Source organism: Arcanobacterium hippocoleae, assembly GCF_031456295.1.
Classification (GTDB): Bacteria; Actinomycetota; Actinomycetes; order Actinomycetales; family Actinomycetaceae; genus Arcanobacterium_A; species Arcanobacterium_A hippocoleae.
Genome location: NZ_JAVDUJ010000001.1, coordinates 134,936 through 155,581 on the forward strand (window position 1 = coordinate 134,936; position 20,646 = coordinate 155,581).

Here is a 20,646-nt window from a genome sequence, read left to right on the forward strand (position 1 = left end):
GTAAAGTTAATTGATCACAATTCTGGTGGCGATATTGGTAATCAATTAGCCACCAGAATTGTAATCAGGTATGTGTAAGTTTATGCTTCATCGATCCGATGTGGATCTGCTTTTGAGCTGGCTGCTGCGAGTTCGGTGTCAGCATTCTTCCGGAACATCCAGGCTACGCCAAGGATCATAAACCAAATTGGCGTTAATAAGAATGCGGCACGAGTATTTGGATCAATGGTCAAAAGCGCGCCAATGAAAATAATGAAGGCTAAGCAGAGGTAGGGCGTCCAGGAAGAACCGGGCATCTTATAGGACGAAGCTGCATGTGCTTGGGGGTAAACTTTTCGATATTTAAGATAAGCGAGTACGATCAGTGCCCAAATTCCTAAAATCAAAGTAGAAGCAGCATCCATGACGAGCGCAAAAGCGTCCATCACTGAACCTCCAAGCCACAAAAGCGGTACGAAAAGGAAAATCAAACCGCCTGAGAGGGCAAGCGCGCGTGATGGTACGCGGTGTTTTCCGAGTCGGCCGAATTTGCGCGATGCAAGCCGGGTGAGCCCGAGCGCGTAAAGCATCCGTGATGAAGAATAAATCCCGGAATTTGCTGAGGAAGATGCCGAGGTGAGTACGACGAAATTCATTACTGAGGCTGCTGCTACTAACCCGGCCAGATTGAATACATTCACAAATGGACTCTGCTGCGGATCAATTTGATCCCAGGGAGTGATCGACATGATGATTGCCAAGGAAAGCACATAGAAAAACACAATGCGCATCGGTACAGCGTTGATTGCACGCGGGATCGTGGTTTGTGGATCTTGTGTTTCAGCTGCTGTCGTGCCAATCAATTCAGTGCCAATAAAAGAATAAATTGCAATTGGGAAAGCTGCTAAAAATCCGGTTGCGCCAGTTGGGAAGAAGCCCCCATGCGACCAGAGATAGGTAAAGGACGCTGCTACACCATTCGATCCTGCAAAGCCCGTTGCAACCATCGCGCCGCCAACTAAGATCAAGGCCAGAATTGCCACGATTTTAATCAATGCAAACCAGAATTCGATTTCACCAAAAAGTTTTACAGTTAAAAGATTTGAAATAAGTAACGCGATCAAGAGCGCAACGGTGCAGATTGCCGAAATTGTTGTATTTTGAATCCAGAAATCAAAGTATCCGGTTACCACTACCATATCGCCAATGGCAATCAGGACCCAGAGCACCCAATAACTCCAGCCGGTGAGAAATCCAGCAAATGGGCCAAGCAAGTGGCCAGCAAAATCTTGGAAGGATTTATAGGAGAGATTATGCAAGAGTACTTCACCCATGGCACGCATGATCAGGAAAATCACGATACCGATAATCGCGTAAACAAGCAGGATCGATGGACCGGCTAAGTGGATCGATTTTCCTGACCCCATGAAAAGACCAGTACCGATCGCACCTCCAAGTGCAATTAGCTGAATATTGCGATTGGAAAGACCTCGTTCGAGCTTTTGTTTGGAATGTTTTTGGGGATTTGCGGCACTCAATTCTTGTGCTGCAAGTTCGTTATTTTGCATGCTTACTCCGTCAGAAAACTAAATTCTGCCATGAAAGTGGCAGCTATCAAAGCTGAGCTTTCATTGCTGCATATAAATTAACACACGGTATTTTTTATCGCTTACAGCAAATCGGTGCCAGTATTGATATGCAATATTTTTTAGTCTTTGAAAACTATTTTGAAAAATATATACCGCACTGAGTTTACTCTGCTTTTGTGCTAGTGCGCGAATAAAGGTGTGTTTCAAATGCAACATCTTGCAAAAAATCCGTGCAAATTAGTGGATTACTGATTTGTGGCACAGCGGCAGCTGATCCATTTTGCCGCTGGCTGATCCCATCTTTTGAGAATTTCTGCAAAAATCCACCTGCGATTGTTAACCTGCTATTCATAAATGTGCGATAGATTCTCGTTGTTCGTTTATTCTTTATTGTGAATTATTGATAATGTACGCATAAACATACATCGAGTTTGCTCGCCAGAATCTCGAATGTGCTGGTTTGAGCCTTCACAGAAAGTTGGAATCATGTCTATATCTGCATCTGATTTGACCCGTCGTGCTGCTTTCGAGCTTGAACGCGATCACCGGCATATTTCTGATACTCCGTCTGAAGGACACGTGTATAAAGGAGTGCAAGAAGTGCCACTTGAGCCGAAGCGTTTGCGGCGTGCAAAGAAATCCTATAATGCACGTGATTTTCTGGAGATGCTTCGGCAGAGCAATAAACAAGATTTCACGCTCCGGCGCGGCTCCGAAGTATCTCCACAAGTAGGAGACTTTGTGCTTGCGCGTGTGGTGGCAATTGGGCAACATAAGCGTTTAGAATCACACAATTCACGCCGCCGGAATTTATTTGCGGGTGATGAAATCATCGTCGCATACGGTGACCGCTATGCGCCGGATCAGTTTTTGGCAGAGGTTCCACGGAATTTGAACTACACGAATCTCGTAGCTGCCGGCGGAATGGCTGGGCGGGTGATTGAAAAGCACGAAGCAATCAACCCGGCAACGGTAATCGAACCGCTGGGGCTGATTTGTGATGCTGCAGGCGTGGTAAATATGCGCCGTGTAGCTTCTCATACGATCCGCCCATGGCGTGAAGCGCATGAATCATTCAATTCGCGCAAAAAGCGTCCGGTTGTAATTTTTGTATTCGGTTCCTCGATGAACTCTGGTAAATCTACCACGCTTGGATGCTTGGTAAACGGACTCGTTAATGCTGGGCTTACCGTCAATGCTGGAAAAGCCACGGGCACGGGCGCAGGCAATGATGCAGGGCTTTTCCGGGATGCTGGTGCCGATCGGGTAATCGACTTTACTGATTTCGGATTACCTTCAACATATAAGGTTTCACTCGATGGCGTGAAAGACATCCTCTTTTCAATGGTAGATGTACTTTCGAGTGACGATCCAGATGCAGTAGTAATCGAAATTGCTGATGGTGTCTATCAGGGCGAAACATCGTCATTAGTGAACGATGCAGATTTTGGGGAGCTGGTAGATAAAGTGCTTTTCGCGTGCGGTGAGGCACTCTCAGCAGCGGCAGGCACGGCACTATTGCAAAATGCCGGTTTACCGCTGGTAGCTGTTTCTGGCAGACTCACCTCTGCACCGTTGATCACTGCCGAAGCCCGCGCAGTAATAGATGTGCCGATCGTACCAACCTTCGATTTATGTAACGCTTCGACGGCGCTTGAAGTGATCGGCAAACGCTTGTTGCAGCGGCGGGAGATCATCGACGTCGAGAACTAACCAAAACGGTATTGAACGGTAAAGAAAATGCCTGAAATTTTTGTTGGCAGACGCCGGATATACCTTGCAATCCTTGCCTTTCTCGGTTTCTTTCAAGCCATTCTTTCAGTGACGGTAGCAATCGAGACACCACAAATACTGCACCGTCAAGGCAATATTCCGCTTGCCATTGCACTAGTGGTGGCAGCTGCGCTGATTGGCGTAGCGCGAATTATCGAACGTGTAGTTTGCGAAGAAATTGGGCAAGATTACGTGCGCCAGGTGCGCAGGCTTTTGATCACTTCGGCTCTTGCACCTGCGCGGCAGACCAGCTTGGGGATTACGATCGCGCGCACTACCAACGATCTCACGGCAGTGAAAAATTGGGTATCCTTGGGAGTTGCGCCGATCGTGGTGGGCGGACCATTGATTGGTGGAATCATCGTCGGAATGTTTCTGCTCGTACCACAAATCGGTGTAGTCATTATCGTTACACTTACTATTTTTGCTGCGCTAATGTGGGTACTTTCGCGATTATTTCTGCAAAAAGCTGGAAAACTACGCAAAGTTCGTGGACGGATGGCTGCATATATTACTGATACCGTCACTGCTGGAGAAGCGATTCGCGCATCTGGTGGGATCAAACGGGAAGTAAACCGGATCGATCAGCATTCACTGCAATTACAGCGCGCAGCCCGTGGACGGGCATTTATTTCTGGCACGATGCGCGGATCGGCTGCTTCGATTACCACGATTTTATCGGTGTTAGTGGCAGTAGTTGGAGCGCAGGCAGGAACGACAGGCGCGACGATCACTACCGCAGTTTTTATTGCCGGGATGTTGGCAGCACCAATCAACGATTTGGGGCGTGTGGGAGAATATCGCCAGAATTATCGTGCGGCAATTCGGATCTTGATTCCGGTGATCGAAAATGCACAGGCTTTTGCCCAACGCGAGAAACGTCAGCGGCAAGCGCGGGAGCGAATGCGCTATTTTGGCGACCACAGTGGGCTTTCCCAAGGGGTTGTGCATATTGCTGATATTCGCGATGAGTATGGTTCGATTCCGGAGCTTGTGGCGCGGCCAGGTGCCCGGATTTTACTTACCGGGAAGTCTGCAGCGCGCGTCGAGTGTGTATTGCAAGAGATAATTGCCGATCGCCCGATTCCTGATTCGTGGGTTTGCGTAGCTGGAAAACACTTATATGCGATGACCGCTCAAGACGTCCGCAAATTAGTGGGGATCGCATCCCGTGATGTGCCGCTTGAACGCGGCTCGATCTCAAGAATAATTCGATACCGCAATCCAAACTCTGATGTGGATGTGCGGGGTTTACTGGAAAAAGTAGGGCTTGCAGATGTGGTGGGGGCACTTCCAAAAGGTGAAGCGACGGTTTTACGCCGGGGTGGAGAACCTTTAACAGTGGCGCAAAGAGCCTTAGTAAAAATTGCGCGCGCGATCGCAGGTACGCCTCCGTTGCTGATCTTAAATCAAGTGGACGATCAACTTGATTTTGATGGAAAACAACAACTACGGCAACTACTTGCTGATTATCCAGGAGTAGTAGTGGTGTATTCCTCGCAGCCAGAATCAATTATGGATACTTATGACGTCTGGAATGTAGATGAGCTTGCTGCTACTTTGATCCTCGCATCAGATCGGAGAAATACAATTGCGCCGCGGCGATGGAGCACGCATATCAAAGGCGCAGGTACTGACCCGTTCGGTGCAGCTGTACAAAGAGCAGTAACGGTATTGGCGAATCAGAATTTTGCGAATGAAAATGAAATGGAAGAAGACGAATAATGAAGCGCAGGAAAAGCACCGGAGTGAGCCGTGGGCGAGTAGTCGCATGGCTTGTTGGGGTAGTTGCACTTGGTTTGATTCTCCTGATCGCCGTGATCTCGGTGAGTATGCGGATCGAGATGAATCGTGCCATTGACAAATCACTTGAGCAGGAGACTGCCGAAATCGTGGTGCTTTCCGAATCTGGTATTGATCCGGCTACCGGGCAAAAATTCGCTGACGTACAGAGATTCATTGATGTGTATTTATCGCGGCAGGTAGCAGATGAGTCTGAGTTGATTGTAGGCGGGATCGCAAATCAGGGGATGATCAGTGAACAAGCAGGTGCGCAGACGCCAAGTTTTTCGATGTTAAGCCCCGATACACGCAAGCAGATTGCAGTTCCTGGTGGGAATGGTGAAGGTGCGGATCCGAATTATGGTAAATACACCTGGAAATCAGTGGAAATAGATGCTGCAAATAAATCTGGCACGATCGCCCTGGTGATTTTTCATGAACAGGCTGAAACGAAACTGAAATCGCAACTGCTGATGTTGCTGCTGCTTGGCACAATTATTCTGGTTGCAATTGGTACAGTTGCTTACTGGGTTTCGGGAAAAATTCTGGGGCATACCGTAAAGTTTGAGCGAGAAGTCGAAAAAGCCGTGAAACAGGGTACTGCGCGTCTTCCACTTTCAGGAAGTGAAGATTATGCTTTGCTTGCGCGGAATGCGAATCGTTTAGTGCAGTTAAGTGAAGATGCTCTGGCTGAAGAACGGAGATTCGTTGAGGATTTTACTTTCGCGATTCGTACCCCGATTACGATGGTTCAAGGAAAACTCGAAACAAATTCTGCTGCTGATCAGAAAGATGCCTTGCAAGAGGTCGATCGGTTGCGGCAGTTGATTGAGGATTTGGTATTGATTGGGCGTGTATCGCGTGGAGATTATGTGAGCAGCGGAGCACAACTTGATCTGCAGCAACTGGTAATTTCAGTGATAGCAGACTGGGATGAACGCATTTCGCTGCAAAATAGCGGTGTGGAGATCAACTATTTGCCTTCCACGGAGCCGGTGACGGTGCAAGCTGATGCGGCACGCCTCCGTCAGGCAATTGATGAGATCGTGGAAAATGCGGTCAAAGTGATGCAGCATAATTTTGAAATCTCAGATGCTCCGCAGAAAAAGCCGATCACTTTCCGGCTCGATTTGCTTACCGCGGAAAGTAAATCCTGGGCAGTTTTGGAAATTTCTGACTATGGTCGGGGTATTCCAAGTGCAGAATGTGCTGATATCCTGCATCGCTTCGCAACGGCGAGTAATGATCCTGCCCCTGGATCGGGGCTTGGTTTGGCAGTAGCAAATGAGATTGTGCACGCTATGGGTGGGCAGATCGAGGTTATCTCATGCAGCGAATCAGAGCGAGGCGCGGATCTTGCCTGGAATAGCGAATATGCAACTACGGTGCGAATCAAGCTGCCTGCTGAGTTTGCGGGCGAAGAATAAAATATTGCGCCGTCATTTTAGCGGGCGGGGGGGGGGAGACGCAGCGTAAATAAAATACAAAGTTGATAGATCTGCGAATTTTCCTTCAGCAAGAGCTTAAATGCGCCTGAAACCCCAAGCTAAGTGGGTGAAGCAACAAAACCAGTATTGCGCGAACTCCTGATTCGCCATGTAGAATTGCACTGTTAATAGCAGTATTCGGGGATTGTTGCAAAAAATCCCCACCAGCTGCTAAATCGTTCTTTTATAACTGAAACTTGAGGATCAGATGGCTGAAAATACGCATAATAATAATCGAAGCTCACAGCGAGGCAAATCCTCAGGTTGGAAATCTGCTGGCGGGCGAAGCGGAGCCGGGCGAGATTTTGAACGTGGCGAGAAAAGATTTAGTTCGCGCGGAAAATGGCAGCGCAATGAGCGTAATGAATTTTCTCGTGACGGCGGTCATAGTGGGCGAGAAGCGCGTAATGGTGGTCGTCGTTGGAAAGCAGCTGACGATTCGCGGCAAGACTTTAATGGTCGTCGTAATCAGAACGAATCTTGGGGCAAAAAGCGAGATTCTTCCGGGCGGAGAAACCAGCAATGGGATAGCGCACGCGATGATCGGAGCGGACGCAATGATCGTGAATTCCGTAATGAACAAGATCACCGTGGCAGAGAGCGGAAATTTACGCGTCGGCATGAAACAGAACAAAACCGTTGGCAGCGCTCAAATCGCGAGGATCGGGAACGATTCGAGCGTACCGGAGGGCAGCATCCTTCACGGCAACAAAAAGGGTCGGATCCGCAACGCCAACGGGGGCATCGTGGCGGAGAAAGATTCGGTCAAGACAGTCGCGGGGTCCGCGATCAACGGGCAGAGCTGATCAACGAAATTCCACAGTCGATCACACCGGAATCGCTTGATCCTCATACGCGCGCGCATCTGCGTAATCTGAACCGCGAAAACAGTGAAATCGTTGCACGGCATCTCGCGTACGCCGGAGAAATGCTTGATCTTGATCCTGAGGTAGCATATCGGCATGCAAAGGCCGCCTTTAATCGTGCAGCACGCGTAGACGTGGTACGCGAAGCTCTCGGAATTACCGCTTACGTGACGGGACGCTATCAAGAAGCACTTTCCGAGCTGCGCACATATCGACGGATGAGTAATGATTATACGCATGTAGCAATGGAAGCTGATGCGGAACGCGGAATGGGACGCTCAGAAAAAGCACTGCGTTTTATTTCAGAAATTCCACTCGCTCGGCTCAATCCAGAAGCAAAGGTTGAATTAGCATTAGTTACATCTGGCGCGCGAGCAGATTTAGGAGACAGCGAAGGCGGGCTAGCCGTCATAAACAAAATTTTGGTGCAAAATCTTGCGCCGGAACTTGCGGCACGCGTTGAGCTTGTACGCGCTGATCGGCTAACAGAGCTCGGACGCGAAGCGCAAGCCGATGCACTACGTGCGCAATGGGCATCCATTTATCAGGGCGATGCTGAAAAAGAAATGATGGTGCTTGATTTAGAAGAAGTTTTCGCTGACGAACCTGAAGTAGCTGAGAATAGCGATTCGGATGCGCTAGATGCAGAATTTGATCATGCAGCTTTTGCTGAGCTTTTTGCCGACGTGGCAGAAACACCTGATGAGATTGCAGCAGACGGTGATGAGTTGGGTGCAGATAATGCCGCAAACACGGATTCAGATGAAACAGAATCGGAGTCTGCGAATTTACAAATCGCATTAGCTGCAGAAGCTGCGGAAGCCGAACTTGATTTGGATGATGCTGATATTGATTGGGAAGCCGAACTTGCATCAGACGCAGAGTTTCCTGAAGAACTAAGCTAAGGGAGCAAAGCCATAGGTGAATATAGGGAAACAACCATGAATCAAATTTCAAACGAAGCCGATCCGCTGATTGCCGAATATGATGGGCTTTTCCTTGATTTAGACGGAGTTTGTTATCTCGGCGAGGTGCCAGCACCGAATGCACCGCAAGCATTGACGAAGGTAAAAGAACTCGGTAAGCATTTAGCTTTCATCACGAATAATTCGGGTCGCTCTCCGGAGGTAGTAGCAGCGCATTTGAATCGGATCGGGATTCCGGCACAAGTTCAGATGGTGGTCAATTCGGCGATGTCAAGTGCCGCTCAGATGCGGCAGATCCTGCCTGCTGGTGCGCGAGTGTTGCGGGTTGGTGGCGATGGGATCAGGCAGGCTTTAGCTGCTGCGGATTTTGTGCAGGTGGATTCAGCAGATGAGCAGCCTATTGCCGTCATTCAAGGGCTCAGTGCAGATGTCGGCTGGAGTGAGCTTTCCGAGGCATGCCTGGCAATCAAAGCTGGTGCACAATATTTTGCGACGAATATTGATGCAACTATCCCGAAAGAGCGTGGCGAAATGCTTGGCAATGGTTCGCTGGTTGCGGCGGTACGTAATGCTACTGGAGTGGAGCCGATTTCTTCGGGGAAGCCAGCTTCCTACATTTACGAATTTACGCATAAACATACGGGATTAGTCAATGTGCTTGCCGTTGGGGATCGGCTCAATACAGATATTGCTGGAGCGGTTAACGCACAAATCCCGTCCGTGCATGTACTAACTGGTGTAAACACTGGTCGTGATGTGGCACTTGCCGCACCTGCTGAACGTCCAAATTTCCTGGCCTTGGATCTGCTTGATTTGCTTGTGCCATATCCGGAAGTGTGCGTATTAGATGACGGCAGTGTTTGCGTGGGGCAGAGTATTGCAAAAATTATTGCAGATACGATTTACGTGGACGAGAAAAAGGTGGGATCTGGAGTTACGTTGGATCAGTATCGCGCAATTGTGCATCTTGCGTGGAATTTGATTGATACAGGGCACTATGAGATCGAAGATCTTTCCCGGATCATCCCCGAATTTCAGGTTCTCCGGTAGCTTAGTAACGTGCGCAAAATTAAGTATCCACATTCTAGAATGGGTACATTTTATTCCACAGATATCGTTGCCAAAAGAACTTCACCACAAATCCGTGACAAAATATAAATAGCTGCAGTGAAATAGCTTCGAGAGTTATTGCAAGCTGCGGATCAGTGAGAATCGAGGAATGCGGTGTCAAATCAGGCAAAGGCGTTGCCAGCAGCAGTGAAAGCAAAACCAGGGTCCGGTATTGATGTAAAACGTGCTTTGGAAAAACTAGCTGAAAATGAACGGGAAATACAGATCGAGGTGCTCGAAAAGATTCATAATGCACTTACCACCGAACTCAGCAGGGTCCGTCAATAAACACGGGAGCATGAAAGCGATGAATCATGTGCCTAGAGTATTACAGGCTGCTGAATAAAACCTCGTGTGATTTGTGAATATACAGCAATATAATGTGCAGAGAAGGGAATTAGCGCAAGCGATGGGAAATTTGATTCGCGTAGATGCAGAGCTGGTACGCCGGAATCTCGCCCGCTCTCGTGCACAAGCTGCACAGCTGATTCAAGATGGCTGCGTATTTCTTGATGGGGTGAAAGTGACGAAAGCTGCACGGCAAATGAGCCGTGCAAGCGCACTATTAGTGAAAGAAGCACCGCAAGAAGAATATGCCTCTCGCGGAGCCTATAAATTGCTTGGCGCACTAGGCTATCTCGGAGCGGAAGCTCCGCAAGTAAGTGGAGTACGGGCACTTGATGCTGGTGCGTCCACCGGAGGTTTCACAGATGTCTTGTTAAGGCGCGGTGCCCAGCATGTTTATGCTGTGGATGTTGGCTATGGTCAGATTCTGTGGCGCTTACGAGAAGACGAACGCGTGACGGTAATTGAGCGGACGAATGTGCGCACACTTGATCCGAAAATCGTCACTCCTGCACCACAATTGATTGTGAGTGATCTTTCATTTATTTCACTTACATTAGTGCTCCCAGCATTAGTACAGTGCGCGGCTGCGCAAGCAGATTTTTTGTTGATGGTAAAACCACAATTTGAGGTTGGCAAATCCCAACTCGGTACTGGCGGGGTAGTGCGCGATCCGTCCCTGCATTTTCGTGCGGTAGCCAAAGTGGCAAGCGCTGCCCGTGAATCCGGGTTAGCGATTAAAGCTGTTGCGCCTTCGCCGCTCCCAGGGCCAGCTGGAAATGTTGAGTATTTCTTACATCTTCAGCTTGCAGATAATAAGCCGGAAAAAACCGGTGCATTGAAAGGAACTCTGCCACAAAATCCGGAAGGCTCTATTGAATCTAATCCTGATTTAGCTTCTGCGACGGAGTATCTTAGACAATTGGGTGAGAAAGTTAGTGCGCAAATAGCTGCAGCGATATATAGTGGGCCTGCAGGGAAACAGCTTACGCAAGTTTCAGATCTTGCACTCCCACTAGAATTACAAGCAGCAGTCAATGCCGAAATCACAGCACACAAACAGCGGATGAGTAATACGGCAGAGGCAACTGCAATAGTAGCCGAATATCGTTAGTGAACAGCAAGAATTGCAGGAGGAACGATAATGGTACGAAAAATTGCGCTCATGAATCACGCCTGGCGTTCAGATGTGCAAGAATCTACTGAAGAATTTCGTAAGCAAATTGAAGCAGCTGGAATCCAAGTACTTGATGCACGCACTGAACCAATTGATGATTCAGTAGAGCTGATCGCAGTATTCGGTGGTGACGGTACGATCCTGCATGCGGCGCAAATCGTGCACGGGATGCAAACACCGATTCTCGGGATCAACTATGGGCATGTCGGATTCTTGGCTGAAGTGGAAAGCGATTCTTTCGATGAAGTTGTGCGAGTAATCAAAGAACATGCATGGACCGTTGATTCACGCATGACGATCGACGTTACCGTCACCACAAATGCGGGAAAAGTTAGTACCGGATGGGCTTTGAACGAAATCTCGATTGAAAAGATCCCGCCTGCAAAAATGATTGAAACCGGGGTCGCGGTAGACGGGCGTGCTGTTTCTACCTTCAAAACTGATGGTTTGGTTTTTTCTACGCCCACTGGTTCCACAGCATATAATTTTTCTGCAGGCGGACCAATCGTCTGGCCCGATGTGGAAGCAATGACGCTTGTTCCGATTGCTGCCCACGCCCTTTTTACTAGACCAATGGTGGTAGCACCTGATTCGCAGATTGAAGTTTATTTACTCTCAGAGCAGGCGCAGATCAGCTGTGATGGACGCCGAGTTTTGAAAGCTCCGCAAGGAGCACAGATCCTTGCGACTCGCGGACGCGAACGAGTAAATTTAGTGCGCATCAATGATGCACCATTTTCAGAGCGGTTAGTTGCAAAATTCAGGCTGCCAGTAGCTGGTTGGCGGGGCACTCCGGAAGGTTTGAATTAGTAATGATTGAAGAGATCTCGATTGAAAATTTAGGCGTAATTTCCGCTGCACAGTTAAGCTTCGGATCAGGTATGAACGTTTTGACGGGTGAAACTGGTGCTGGAAAGACGATGGTGCTTACCTCGCTGATGCTGTTAATGGGAGCAAAAGCAACCGCTGCAAAGGTACGGCACGGGGAGGAACGCGCCAATATCACGGGAGTCTTTCGCGTGCCAGCCGCTTCACTTGCCTGTGAAATAGTGGCCAGAGCTGGAGGAAAAGTCGATTCTGACGGTAAAGATGCAGAGATAATCGTATCCCGGCAAGTGCTTGCATCAGGCCGTTCGCGCGCATATTTAGGCGGAGTGAACGTCCCCATCGTGACCTTACAGGAAATTGCGGCAGAACTTTTTACCGTACATGGGCAGCAAGACCAAATCCGGCTTGCTTCCAAAACAGAACACTTGCAAGCCTTAGATCAATACATCGGTTTGCGAGGAATGCGGATCTCCCAAGAGTATCTTGAAAAATGGCAAAAATGCCAGGAATTATCGCGCAAGCTCACTCAAGAGAAAGCAAATGTCGCAGCAATTGCTGCCGAACGGCTTGCATTGGAAGCGCTGATAAAACGGGTCGATGCAGTTGATCCAAAGCTCGGCGAAGATGATGAACTACGCGCACAAGCAATGCGCCTTGATAACATTGAAGCTTTGCGCAGTGCGCTCGCGCAGAGTGTGCAACTCTTGGAAGGCGACGAATATCAACCTGGTGCAGTGAATATGATCGATACTGCACAGCGTGAACTTTCCCAAACCCATGATCCGGATCTTGAAAGTTCTGCAAAAACACTTGCTGAAAGTACCACAATTATTTCGCAAGTACTTTCCGATTTAGTGACGGCACTAGAAAATCTGGATGCGGATCCCGAACAGCTAAATGCGATCCATCAGCGCCGAGCAGATTTAACTGCACTGACACGTGAACTAGGTATGGATATCCCCACGATTCTTGCCAAACGGGAAGATGCCAATAATCGATTGCAAGAAATCACTGATCCAGATACATACTTGGCACAACTTTCCGCTTCTTTAGCGAAAGCAGAAGCTGAATGTGCAGAGATGGCTGCAAAAATTACTGCTTTCCGGAAAAAAGGGGCAGCAAAACTTGCGCAAGATGTTTCCCGTGAGCTCAATCGGCTTGCAATGAAGGATGCAAAGTTTTCAGTACAGCTTGAAAAAATGGCTGTACCTGGTAAATACGGGCAAGATGATATCGAATTTTTGCTCGCGCCGCACGCGGGAGCGCCATTGAATAAACTGGCTGCAACTGCATCTGGTGGTGAAATGTCTCGAATCATGCTCGCGATCGAAGTTTCACTCGCAAAACAAACTGCACAATCACATCACACATTTATCTTTGACGAAGTGGATGCCGGCATTGGTGGAGAAACCGCATTGAGTGTAGGCAGACGGCTCGGGCTGTTTGCACAAAGCACACAAGTAATTGTCGTAACGCATCTAGCACAAGTTGCGGCCGTCGCCAGTACACATTTAGTGGTGGAAAAGGAAACCGCGGCAGATCAAACAGAAACTAAAGTCTGGAAGATTACCGATGACGAGCGAGAGAAAGAGCTTGCGCGGATGCTTTCTGGGCAAAAAGATTCTGAGGCGGCACGCACACATGCAGCTGAGCTTATTTCCGCCGTTTCTATGGCACGATTGGATCGTGGTGTTTAATAAATTTTTTAGAAGCGAGACTCCTGAGAATGCAGAGCAATGGATTGGCAGTGCGAAGGTTGATCAGCGCACTAAAAATCTCACCAAAAGGCTAAGTCCAGGCGATATCGCAATTATCGATCATGAAGATCTTGACCGTGTCTCAGCTGAAGCGCTAGTTGAATGTAAGCCCCGGCTCGTCTTAAACGCGGCCAAATCAACTTCTGGGCGTTACCCAAATCTTGGGCCGGGAATCCTCCTGGAAGCAGGTTTGCCCTTGATTGACGATTTAGGCTCTGCGGTGATGGACCTTCCTGAAGGAACGCAAGTGCGCGTCACTCCAAACGGCGAGGTTTATCACGGTGAAGTGCTGATTTCACAAGGGACGCTCCAAACGATCTCCACGAATAAAGCGAATATGGATGCTGCCAAAAGTGGGATCACTGCACAGCTAAAAGCTTTCGCATCAAATACGATGGAGTATGTCGAAAAAGAGCAGGATTTGATTCTTGATGGGATTGGTGTGCCTGATATTTCCACGAAGTTTCAGGGACGGCATGCGCTGGTAGTGGTGCGCGGGTATCGCTATAAGGAAGATCTTCACGCCCTAGCGCATTACATTCGTGAATATCGACCAGTGATCATTGGCGTTGATGGTGGCGCAGACGCAATCTTGGAGGCTGGATATAAGCTCGATATGATCGTTGGCGATATGGACTCCGTTTCAGACAAAGCTTTGTGCAGCGGCGCGGAAATTATTGTGCACGCATATCGTGACGGGCGTGCACCGGGAAAGAAACGTGTTGAAGATTTAGGAGTTCCGCATGTAGTATTCCCGGCTACGGGTACGTCAGAGGATATTGCGATGCTGCTTGCGGACGCGAAAGATGCACAGTTGATCGTGGCCGTCGGTACGCATTCAACTTTGATTGAATATTTAGATAAAGGACGGCGCGGGATGGCATCAACTTTCTTAACTCGCCTGCAGGTAGGTGCGAAGCTGATTGATGCAAAAGGGGTTTCTCAACTATACCGTTCGCGGATTTCGAACTGGCTGATTGCGCTTTTATTGATATCTGGGCTGGTCACACTTGGAGCAGCGGTATATTCCACTCCGGTAGGGCAGATTACATTGAATCTCGTGCAGGTCTGGTTCTCCGATATGATTCATTGGTTTAAGGGATTTTAGGTGATTTTAGATGGTTGATTTTCGGTACCACATAGTTTCTCTTGTGGCTGTATTTTTTGCTTTAGCGGTGGGCATTGTACTTGGTGCAGGGCCGTTGCAAAATTCGATTGGGAATGCGCTCTCGGGTGAGGTTGATTCGCTGCGGGAAGCGAATTCAGAATTAAAACGTGAAAACGAGAAGCTTGCAAAAACGCAAGCTGGCTATGTGACTGCATTTGAGGAAATTGCGCCAACTCTGCTTGAAGGCATATTGCCAAAGCAATCTATCGCAATTATCACGCTGCCTCATGCTGATGGTGATGATGTAAAGCAGGTGCAGGAAAAAGTCGCATTGACCGGGGCTGGAGTAAGCGGAGTATATGAAATTCAGCCAGCTTGGACCAGTGCCGATAATACTGCTTTCCGTTCATCATTTGCCGAACAAATCAAAACTTATGTACCAGCGGCAAAAGATGCCAGTGATGCCAATACGATCATTGCTTTAGCTTTAGCGCAAATAGTGAAAGACGGTACTGAGGCTGAAACAAATAAAACGCTTGCGGAACTGATGACAGGCGCCGATACGGCACTTTTAAAAGTGCTTGACGGAGGTAAAACCGCTGCTACATCGGTTATTTTCGTTAGTCCTGATACTCCGGATCTGACTCCGAAAAAGGGAACTACGCAAGATCCTGATCAAGTTGCCCAGGCTGATTATGATACGAAGACTTTCGGCGCACTGGTGAAGCTGATTGGGGAGAAGCTGCCGAGCGTACTTGGCGGATATGCAAATTCCCAAAATGATTTGGTATTGCATGTGCGTACCTCAGGCGCTGGTGTATCAAGCGTGGATGCGCTGAATGGTCCATTGGGAGTGACGAACGTGTTGTTGGCAGTTGCCGCAGAATTGAAAGATCAGACGGTTGCCTATGGTTTTGCTCAAGGCGCGCAAGAGGTGGTTGGGAAACGAATTATTGTGGAGGCTCCTGCTCCAACACAACCAGCTGCAGCAACGCCGCCAGCTGAAGGCTGATTTGCAAAATACTAATTCGGAAGATTCGGCTCAGTAAAATTGATTCGAACTTTGAAACTGGAGAGATAAATGCGGTGGCAAGTACCTTTTGCAGCATTCACAGCAGCGGCCGGAGTGGCGTGCGCCCGAAAAATTGGTGCTAGATTTAGTCAGCAAAAATGGGAGCGCCGTCATCACGACGGTTCAGCTGTTTCCTTGCTTGGCGGTTTTGAATCGGCATGCGGGGTAATTACGAGTGGAATCACACAAGTTGATACACCGTATGGGAAAGCCCATCTTGTAGCTGCGATCGCTAGTGGTGCTGCCGGATTTATTGATGACCATTTAGAGGATCGTTTTCCTGCTGTTGGAAAAGGTTTCAAAGGGCATCTTGGGGCGTTAAAAAGGGGGCAGCTGACCTCTGGGATGCTGAAAATTATCTGCATCGGATCGGGCGCAGTTTTGAGCGCGCTGATGCTGCAGAAAGCGGCAATTGGTAACGTAAAAAATGTTCAGCAGGATGCCCAGACGGCAGTGAAAAATTTGCTGATCACTGGGGTAGATGCCGTGATTGTGGCAGGCACAGCGAATTTTCTGAATTTGCTTGATTTAGCTCCCGGACGCGCATTGAAAGTGAGTCTTGCAGGTTCTGTGCCGGCGTTTATCTCGGAGAATGATGTAGCGAAGTCGCTGAGCTGTGGTCTGATTACGACAAGTATGCTTGGACTTGCCAAAGATCTCAGCGGGGAAAAAATGCTTGGTGATTTGGGTGCCAATGCCCTTGGGAGTGTGCTTGGTGTGCAATTTGCTGATTTCACAAAGACGCAGCTACTGCCGAAGCTCGGTATCGCTGGCGTAATTATCGGTTTAAATTTTGCTTCTGAAAAATTTTCTTTTTCAAAAGTGATCCAAGAAAATACTGTGCTGAATTGGATCGATCAGCTCGGACGTTAAGCAAAGACCGATAATTCGATTTTCAGCGGGATCAAAAGCGGCAAGTTTTGGAAGATAGCAGGATTTAATGACGAAGAAAGCTGTGAAAGGATTCGCTGGTGCTGCCGGGTTGATCGCTATTTTGACGGTATTTTCGCGGCTTGCCGGATTGGCACGTAAATTAGCACAATCGTGGGCGATGTCTGATGGCACTGTTGCCAGTGCTTACGATACTGCAAATACTGTGCCGAATGTATTATTTGAAGTAGCAGCTGGAGGTGCGCTTGCTGGTGCCGTGATTCCGCTGATTGCCGGTTATGTCTCGCGTCAGCAGCATGATCGGTTATCACAGACGGTTTCTGCGTTGATTTCATGGATTTTGTTGGTCGGTATCCCGGTCGCAGTTATTGTGGGATTGACGGCGTATCCGCTTGTATCCGTCCTTTTTGGGCCTGCCACTGATCCGGCTGTGATTTCGCTTTCAGCTACGTTATTGCAAATATTTGCGATCCAGATCCCGCTCTACGGGCTTTCTGTGGTTTTTACAGGTGTGCTTCAGGCACATGGAAAATTCGGATTGCCTGCCCTTGCGCCGTTGCTCTCATCGATTGCGGTGATTCTTAGTTTTAGCGCTTATGCCTATTATTTTGGTGCCGATATTGCAGCTTCCGAGGTGGATTACAGTGGGGTGCTGATCCTTGGGTTGGGTACTACTTTCGGAGTGGTTATTTTTTCGCTGCCACAGATTTTGCCCATGCGGAAACTACTGCATTTTCGGTTTACATTGAAATTTCCTGCAGGTGTTGCGTCGAAATCAATTGCATTGGCGGGCGCAGGCTTAGCGGCTCTCAGTGCACAGCAAATCGCTATTGTCGTGATTATGTACATCGCCAATTCGGCTGGTGGCGTGGGGGCTTTTACTACATTCAATTATGCGTACACGGTTTTTATGGTGCCTTATGGCGTGCTTTGTGTGCCGATTGCAACTGCGGTATTTCCAAAAATTTCGGCATCTGTGGCAGCGCAAGATTCTGCGCTCACGCTGCAGTTGGTGCGTCGTTCCACACAGTTGGTGATTCTGTTTGGAGCTGCCGCTGCTGCGATGCTGGTTGCACTGGCGAAACCTGCGAAGACGGTGCTCGAAGTGGGGCGTGATATTGCTTATCTTGATTCTTTGATGCAGGCTATGGCGGGAGGGCTGATTGGATTTTCGCTGCTCTACCATGTGGCGCGGATAATGTATGCATTGGGTCATGGAAAAAAGGTCGTCTTGCAAAATACTTTCGCCTGGGGGTCGGTTTGCCTCACTCTCGTCATCTGGAATGTATTTGGTCTTGCCGGACGGGAAAATGCACTTTTTGCAATTGGAGTGGCATTAACGATCGGCATGAGTGTTGGTGCAGTGATGTGTGTCCGCGGAATATATCAGGTGCTTGGGGCGGATGCGATTCGCGGAATACTCCGGCTGATAGTGTCATTGGTGGCAGTGATTGCACCAATGACCTGGATTGCTTGGCGGGTCGTACAGTGGATCCATGTTGAGATGTTTCCGTCTGTGCTTGGTGCATTTGCGGCAGCTGTGTTTGGCAGCATCATTATTTTGAGCGGGACGGGCGGGATCTGGTGGCTTTTTCAGCGTATTTCAGTGAGGCAATAGAAACTCTCTGAACTTGCAAAAATCGATTTTTGCAACAAGAATGTTGTGTAATGATTAATTTCTTGGAATGTCGATTTTTCTTCATTTTATACAGTTTGTTTGGTTTTGAATTGTGAAAATGAAGTAGAGCGTGTGAAGGAGGTCCTATGGATCGTAATGATCTGGGCACATGTGAACAAATCCTTCGGCTCATCGTCGAACGCGGGCCAATCACGTCAGGGGAGTTGGCACGGATTCTTGTGCTTACTCCAGCTGCGGTGCGTCGGCATATCACAACTTTGATCGAAGACGAATACATTCAACTCTATGAGACGCCATCACACTTACCGCTCAAACGCGGGCGTCCTTCCCGTCGTTATGTGGCAACTAACCACGGGCACGCTCAGCTCAATGAGGCATATGCTGATATTGCTACTCATGCTTTGGCGTTTGTGCGTGAAAATTTGGGAGATAGTGGAATTGATGAGTTCGCTCAACGGCGCACAAAAACATTAGAATCGCGTTATCAAGGAATTGTGGATGCGGCTGGTCCGCATCCGGCAGATAAAGTTGCAGCGCTTGGTCAGGCTTTGGATCGTGATGGATTCATGACCACACTCCGGCGTGGAGGTCCGCACGGAATTTCACTGCAACTATGCCAAGGGCATTGCCCGGTACAAGATGTTGCCGGCGCATTTCCCGAGCTATGCGAAGCTGAAACGCGTGCTTTCGCAAAGCTGCTGGGGGTGCCAATCCAACGGCTTTCGACGTTAGCCAGTGGCGGGCATGTCTGCACTACAAATATTCCGATTGTGAACACGCACAAGATACCAAATCATCACAACCGGAGATCCCAATAGGGCATAGTAAATCAAGCGATACGTGAGTACCGCTGAAAGGAAACAAAAAACTAATGACGCAAAGCGCACCGGGTACAAAGGAATCTTTGACCCAGGAAGAAACGATTGCATCTATTGGTCATGAAAATTATGCATATGGATGGCACGATTCTGACCAGGCAGGGCAACAGGCTCAACGAGGTTTGAGTGAAGAAGTAGTTCGGAATATTTCGGCAATGAAAAATGAGCCGGAATGGATGCTAAGACTCCGTTTGAAATCATTGAAGTTATTTTCTCGGCGTCCGATGCCAACTTGGGGTGCAGATTTATCAAATATCGATTTTGATTCGATCAAGTACTATGTGAAATCTACGGAAAAAATTGCTGGCAGCTGGGAGGAACTTCCGCAAGATATCAAAGATACTTATGATCGTCTTGGAATCCCGGAAGCGGAAAAAGCTCGGCTGGTAGCTGGTGTGGCTGCGCAATACGAATCAGAAGTGGTATACCATCAAATTCGTGAAGATCTCGAACGCCAGGGCGTGCTCTTCCTTGATACAGATACTGGTTTACGGGAATACCCGGAGTTGTTCAAGGAATATTTCGGTAAAGCAGTGCCTGCAGGCGATAATAAATTTGCTTCGCTGAATACTGCAGTCTGGTCTGGTGGATCTTTTATTTACGTGCCAAAGGGTGTGCATGTAGAAATTCCAGTGCAAGCATATTTCCGCATGAATACCGAAAATCTTGGGCAGTTTGAGCGGACGCTGATCATTGCTGACGAGGATTCCTACATCCATTATGTGGAAGGATGTACCGCTCCAATTTATAAGTCGGATTCATTGCACGCTGCAGTCGTTGAGATTTTTGTGAAAAAAGGCGCGCGTGTGCGTTATACCACGATTCAAAATTGGTCTAGTAACGTACTTAATCTCGTCACACAACGCGCGATTGTAGAAGAAGGCGGCGTAATGGAGTGGGTCGATGGGAATATTGGCTCGAAACTAAATATGAAATATCCAGCTTGTTACCTTACAGGTGCACATGCGCGTGGTGAAGCACTCTCGATTGCTTTTGCTGGAAAAGGTCAGCATCAGGATACGGGTGCAAAAATGGTGCATCTGGCACCGCATACTTCATCTTCAATCGTTTCAAAATCAGTCTCACGAGGTGGCGGGCGCTCATCATATCGTGGCTTAGTACAAGTAAACGAAAATGCGACGCACGCAAAATCAAATGTTTTATGTGATGCGCTACTGGTAGATACAATTTCACGGACTGATACTTATCCTTATGTTGATGTGCGAGTAGATGATGTGGAAATGGGGCATGAAGCTACCGTTACGAAAGTTTCTGAAGATCAGCTCTTTTATTTAATGAGCCGTGGAATGGAAGAAACTGAAGCAATGGCAATGATCGTACGTGGTTTTGTAGAGCCAATTGCGCGTGAGCTTCCGATGGAATACGCACTTGAATTGAATCGGCTGATCGAACTGCAGATGGAAGGATCGGTAGGCTAA

Annotated in this window: 15 protein-coding genes and 1 pseudogene; 15 read left to right on the forward strand and 1 reads right to left on the reverse strand. The window is 48.4% G+C overall.

Annotation, left to right across the window (positions count from 1 at the left end):
- Nucleotides 1-80 precede the first annotated feature (80 nt).
- On the reverse strand, nucleotides 81-1,547 hold the full coding sequence (locus J2S36_RS00680) for an amino acid permease (RefSeq protein WP_309954551.1): 1,467 nt from the start codon (nucleotides 1,545-1,547) through the stop codon (nucleotides 81-83).
- Nucleotides 1,548-2,054: 507 nt separating this feature from the next.
- Between J2S36_RS00680 and J2S36_RS00685 the strand changes: the two genes are divergently transcribed.
- The 15 genes and pseudogenes from J2S36_RS00685 (at nucleotide 2,055) to sufB (ending at nucleotide 20,646) form a co-directional block, all read left to right on the forward strand.
- Entirely contained in the window at nucleotides 2,055-3,281 is a 1,227-nt protein-coding gene (locus tag J2S36_RS00685; RefSeq protein ID WP_309954553.1) for a hypothetical protein, read from the forward strand.
- 27 nt (nucleotides 3,282-3,308) lie between these two features.
- The gene (locus tag J2S36_RS00690) at nucleotides 3,309-5,066 is read left to right on the forward strand and encodes an ABC transporter transmembrane domain-containing protein (protein ID WP_309954555.1); all 1,758 of its coding nucleotides are present in this window, start codon (nucleotides 3,309-3,311) and stop codon (nucleotides 5,064-5,066) included.
- On the forward strand, nucleotides 5,066-6,550 hold the full coding sequence (locus J2S36_RS00695; protein WP_309954557.1) for a sensor histidine kinase: 1,485 nt from the start codon (nucleotides 5,066-5,068) through the stop codon (nucleotides 6,548-6,550). The genes J2S36_RS00690 and J2S36_RS00695 overlap by 1 nt, the downstream gene beginning before the upstream one ends.
- A gap of 268 nt (nucleotides 6,551-6,818) precedes the next feature.
- A complete protein-coding gene (locus tag J2S36_RS00700) occupies nucleotides 6,819-8,381 on the forward strand; it encodes a hypothetical protein (protein ID WP_309954559.1) in 1,563 nt (520 codons plus the stop codon).
- Between the two features lie 36 nt (nucleotides 8,382-8,417).
- Nucleotides 8,418-9,452 carry an HAD-IIA family hydrolase gene (locus J2S36_RS00705; RefSeq protein WP_309954561.1) on the forward strand — a complete coding sequence of 345 codons (1,035 nt, stop codon included), beginning with the start codon at nucleotides 8,418-8,420 and terminating at the stop codon, nucleotides 9,450-9,452.
- Nucleotides 9,453-9,626: 174 nt separating this feature from the next.
- Nucleotides 9,627-9,800, forward strand: a complete 174-nt coding sequence (locus tag J2S36_RS00710) for a hypothetical protein (RefSeq protein ID WP_309954564.1) — start codon at nucleotides 9,627-9,629, stop codon at nucleotides 9,798-9,800.
- 121 nt (nucleotides 9,801-9,921) lie between these two features.
- Nucleotides 9,922-10,662: pseudogene (locus J2S36_RS00715) on the forward strand (TlyA family RNA methyltransferase); the annotation flags it as partial.
- A 339-nt stretch (nucleotides 10,663-11,001) separates the two neighbouring features.
- A complete protein-coding gene (locus J2S36_RS00720) occupies nucleotides 11,002-11,844 on the forward strand; it encodes an NAD kinase (protein WP_309954566.1) in 843 nt (280 codons plus the stop codon).
- A gap of 2 nt (nucleotides 11,845-11,846) precedes the next feature.
- Entirely contained in the window at nucleotides 11,847-13,559 is a 1,713-nt protein-coding gene (recN, locus tag J2S36_RS00725; RefSeq protein ID WP_309954567.1) for a DNA repair protein RecN, read from the forward strand.
- Nucleotides 13,552-14,727, forward strand: a complete 1,176-nt coding sequence (gene steA / locus J2S36_RS00730; RefSeq protein WP_374717339.1) for a putative cytokinetic ring protein SteA — start codon at nucleotides 13,552-13,554, stop codon at nucleotides 14,725-14,727. The genes recN and steA overlap by 8 nt, the downstream gene beginning before the upstream one ends.
- Nucleotides 14,728-14,737: 10 nt before the next feature.
- Nucleotides 14,738-15,739 (forward strand): copper transporter, encoded by a 1,002-nt coding sequence (locus J2S36_RS00735; protein ID WP_309954568.1) that lies wholly within the window; start codon nucleotides 14,738-14,740, stop codon nucleotides 15,737-15,739.
- 69 nt (nucleotides 15,740-15,808) lie between these two features.
- A complete protein-coding gene (locus tag J2S36_RS00740; protein ID WP_309954570.1) occupies nucleotides 15,809-16,672 on the forward strand; it encodes a hypothetical protein in 864 nt (287 codons plus the stop codon).
- Between the two features lie 67 nt (nucleotides 16,673-16,739).
- Nucleotides 16,740-18,308: a murein biosynthesis integral membrane protein MurJ gene (murJ, locus tag J2S36_RS00745; protein ID WP_309954572.1), complete on the forward strand. Its 1,569-nt coding sequence runs from the start codon at nucleotides 16,740-16,742 to the stop codon at nucleotides 18,306-18,308.
- A 146-nt stretch (nucleotides 18,309-18,454) separates the two neighbouring features.
- Nucleotides 18,455-19,147 (forward strand): helix-turn-helix transcriptional regulator, encoded by a 693-nt coding sequence (locus J2S36_RS00750; RefSeq protein ID WP_309954575.1) that lies wholly within the window; start codon nucleotides 18,455-18,457, stop codon nucleotides 19,145-19,147.
- Nucleotides 19,148-19,200: 53 nt separating this feature from the next.
- Nucleotides 19,201-20,646: a Fe-S cluster assembly protein SufB gene (gene sufB / locus J2S36_RS00755; protein WP_309954577.1), complete on the forward strand. Its 1,446-nt coding sequence runs from the start codon at nucleotides 19,201-19,203 to the stop codon at nucleotides 20,644-20,646.

Coding starts and splice junctions, on each gene's coding strand:
- J2S36_RS00680 (WP_309954551.1), bottom strand. CDS start 1,547: ATGCAAAATAACGAACTTGCAGCACAAGAATTGAGTGCCGCAAATCCC.
- J2S36_RS00700 (WP_309954559.1), top strand. CDS start 6,819: ATGGCTGAAAATACGCATAATAATAATCGAAGCTCACAGCGAGGCAAA.
- recN (WP_309954567.1), top strand. CDS start 11,847: ATGATTGAAGAGATCTCGATTGAAAATTTAGGCGTAATTTCCGCTGCA.
- murJ (WP_309954572.1), top strand. CDS start 16,740: ATGACGAAGAAAGCTGTGAAAGGATTCGCTGGTGCTGCCGGGTTGATC.
- J2S36_RS00740 (WP_309954570.1), top strand. CDS start 15,809: ATGCGGTGGCAAGTACCTTTTGCAGCATTCACAGCAGCGGCCGGAGTG.
- J2S36_RS00750 (WP_309954575.1), top strand. CDS start 18,455: ATGGATCGTAATGATCTGGGCACATGTGAACAAATCCTTCGGCTCATC.
- J2S36_RS00690 (WP_309954555.1), top strand. CDS start 3,309: ATGCCTGAAATTTTTGTTGGCAGACGCCGGATATACCTTGCAATCCTT.
- J2S36_RS00735 (WP_309954568.1), top strand. CDS start 14,738: ATGGTTGATTTTCGGTACCACATAGTTTCTCTTGTGGCTGTATTTTTT.
- J2S36_RS00695 (WP_309954557.1), top strand. CDS start 5,066: ATGAAGCGCAGGAAAAGCACCGGAGTGAGCCGTGGGCGAGTAGTCGCA.
- J2S36_RS00685 (WP_309954553.1), top strand. CDS start 2,055: ATGTCTATATCTGCATCTGATTTGACCCGTCGTGCTGCTTTCGAGCTT.
- J2S36_RS00720 (WP_309954566.1), top strand. CDS start 11,002: ATGGTACGAAAAATTGCGCTCATGAATCACGCCTGGCGTTCAGATGTG.
- sufB (WP_309954577.1), top strand. CDS start 19,201: ATGACGCAAAGCGCACCGGGTACAAAGGAATCTTTGACCCAGGAAGAA.
- J2S36_RS00705 (WP_309954561.1), top strand. CDS start 8,418: ATGAATCAAATTTCAAACGAAGCCGATCCGCTGATTGCCGAATATGAT.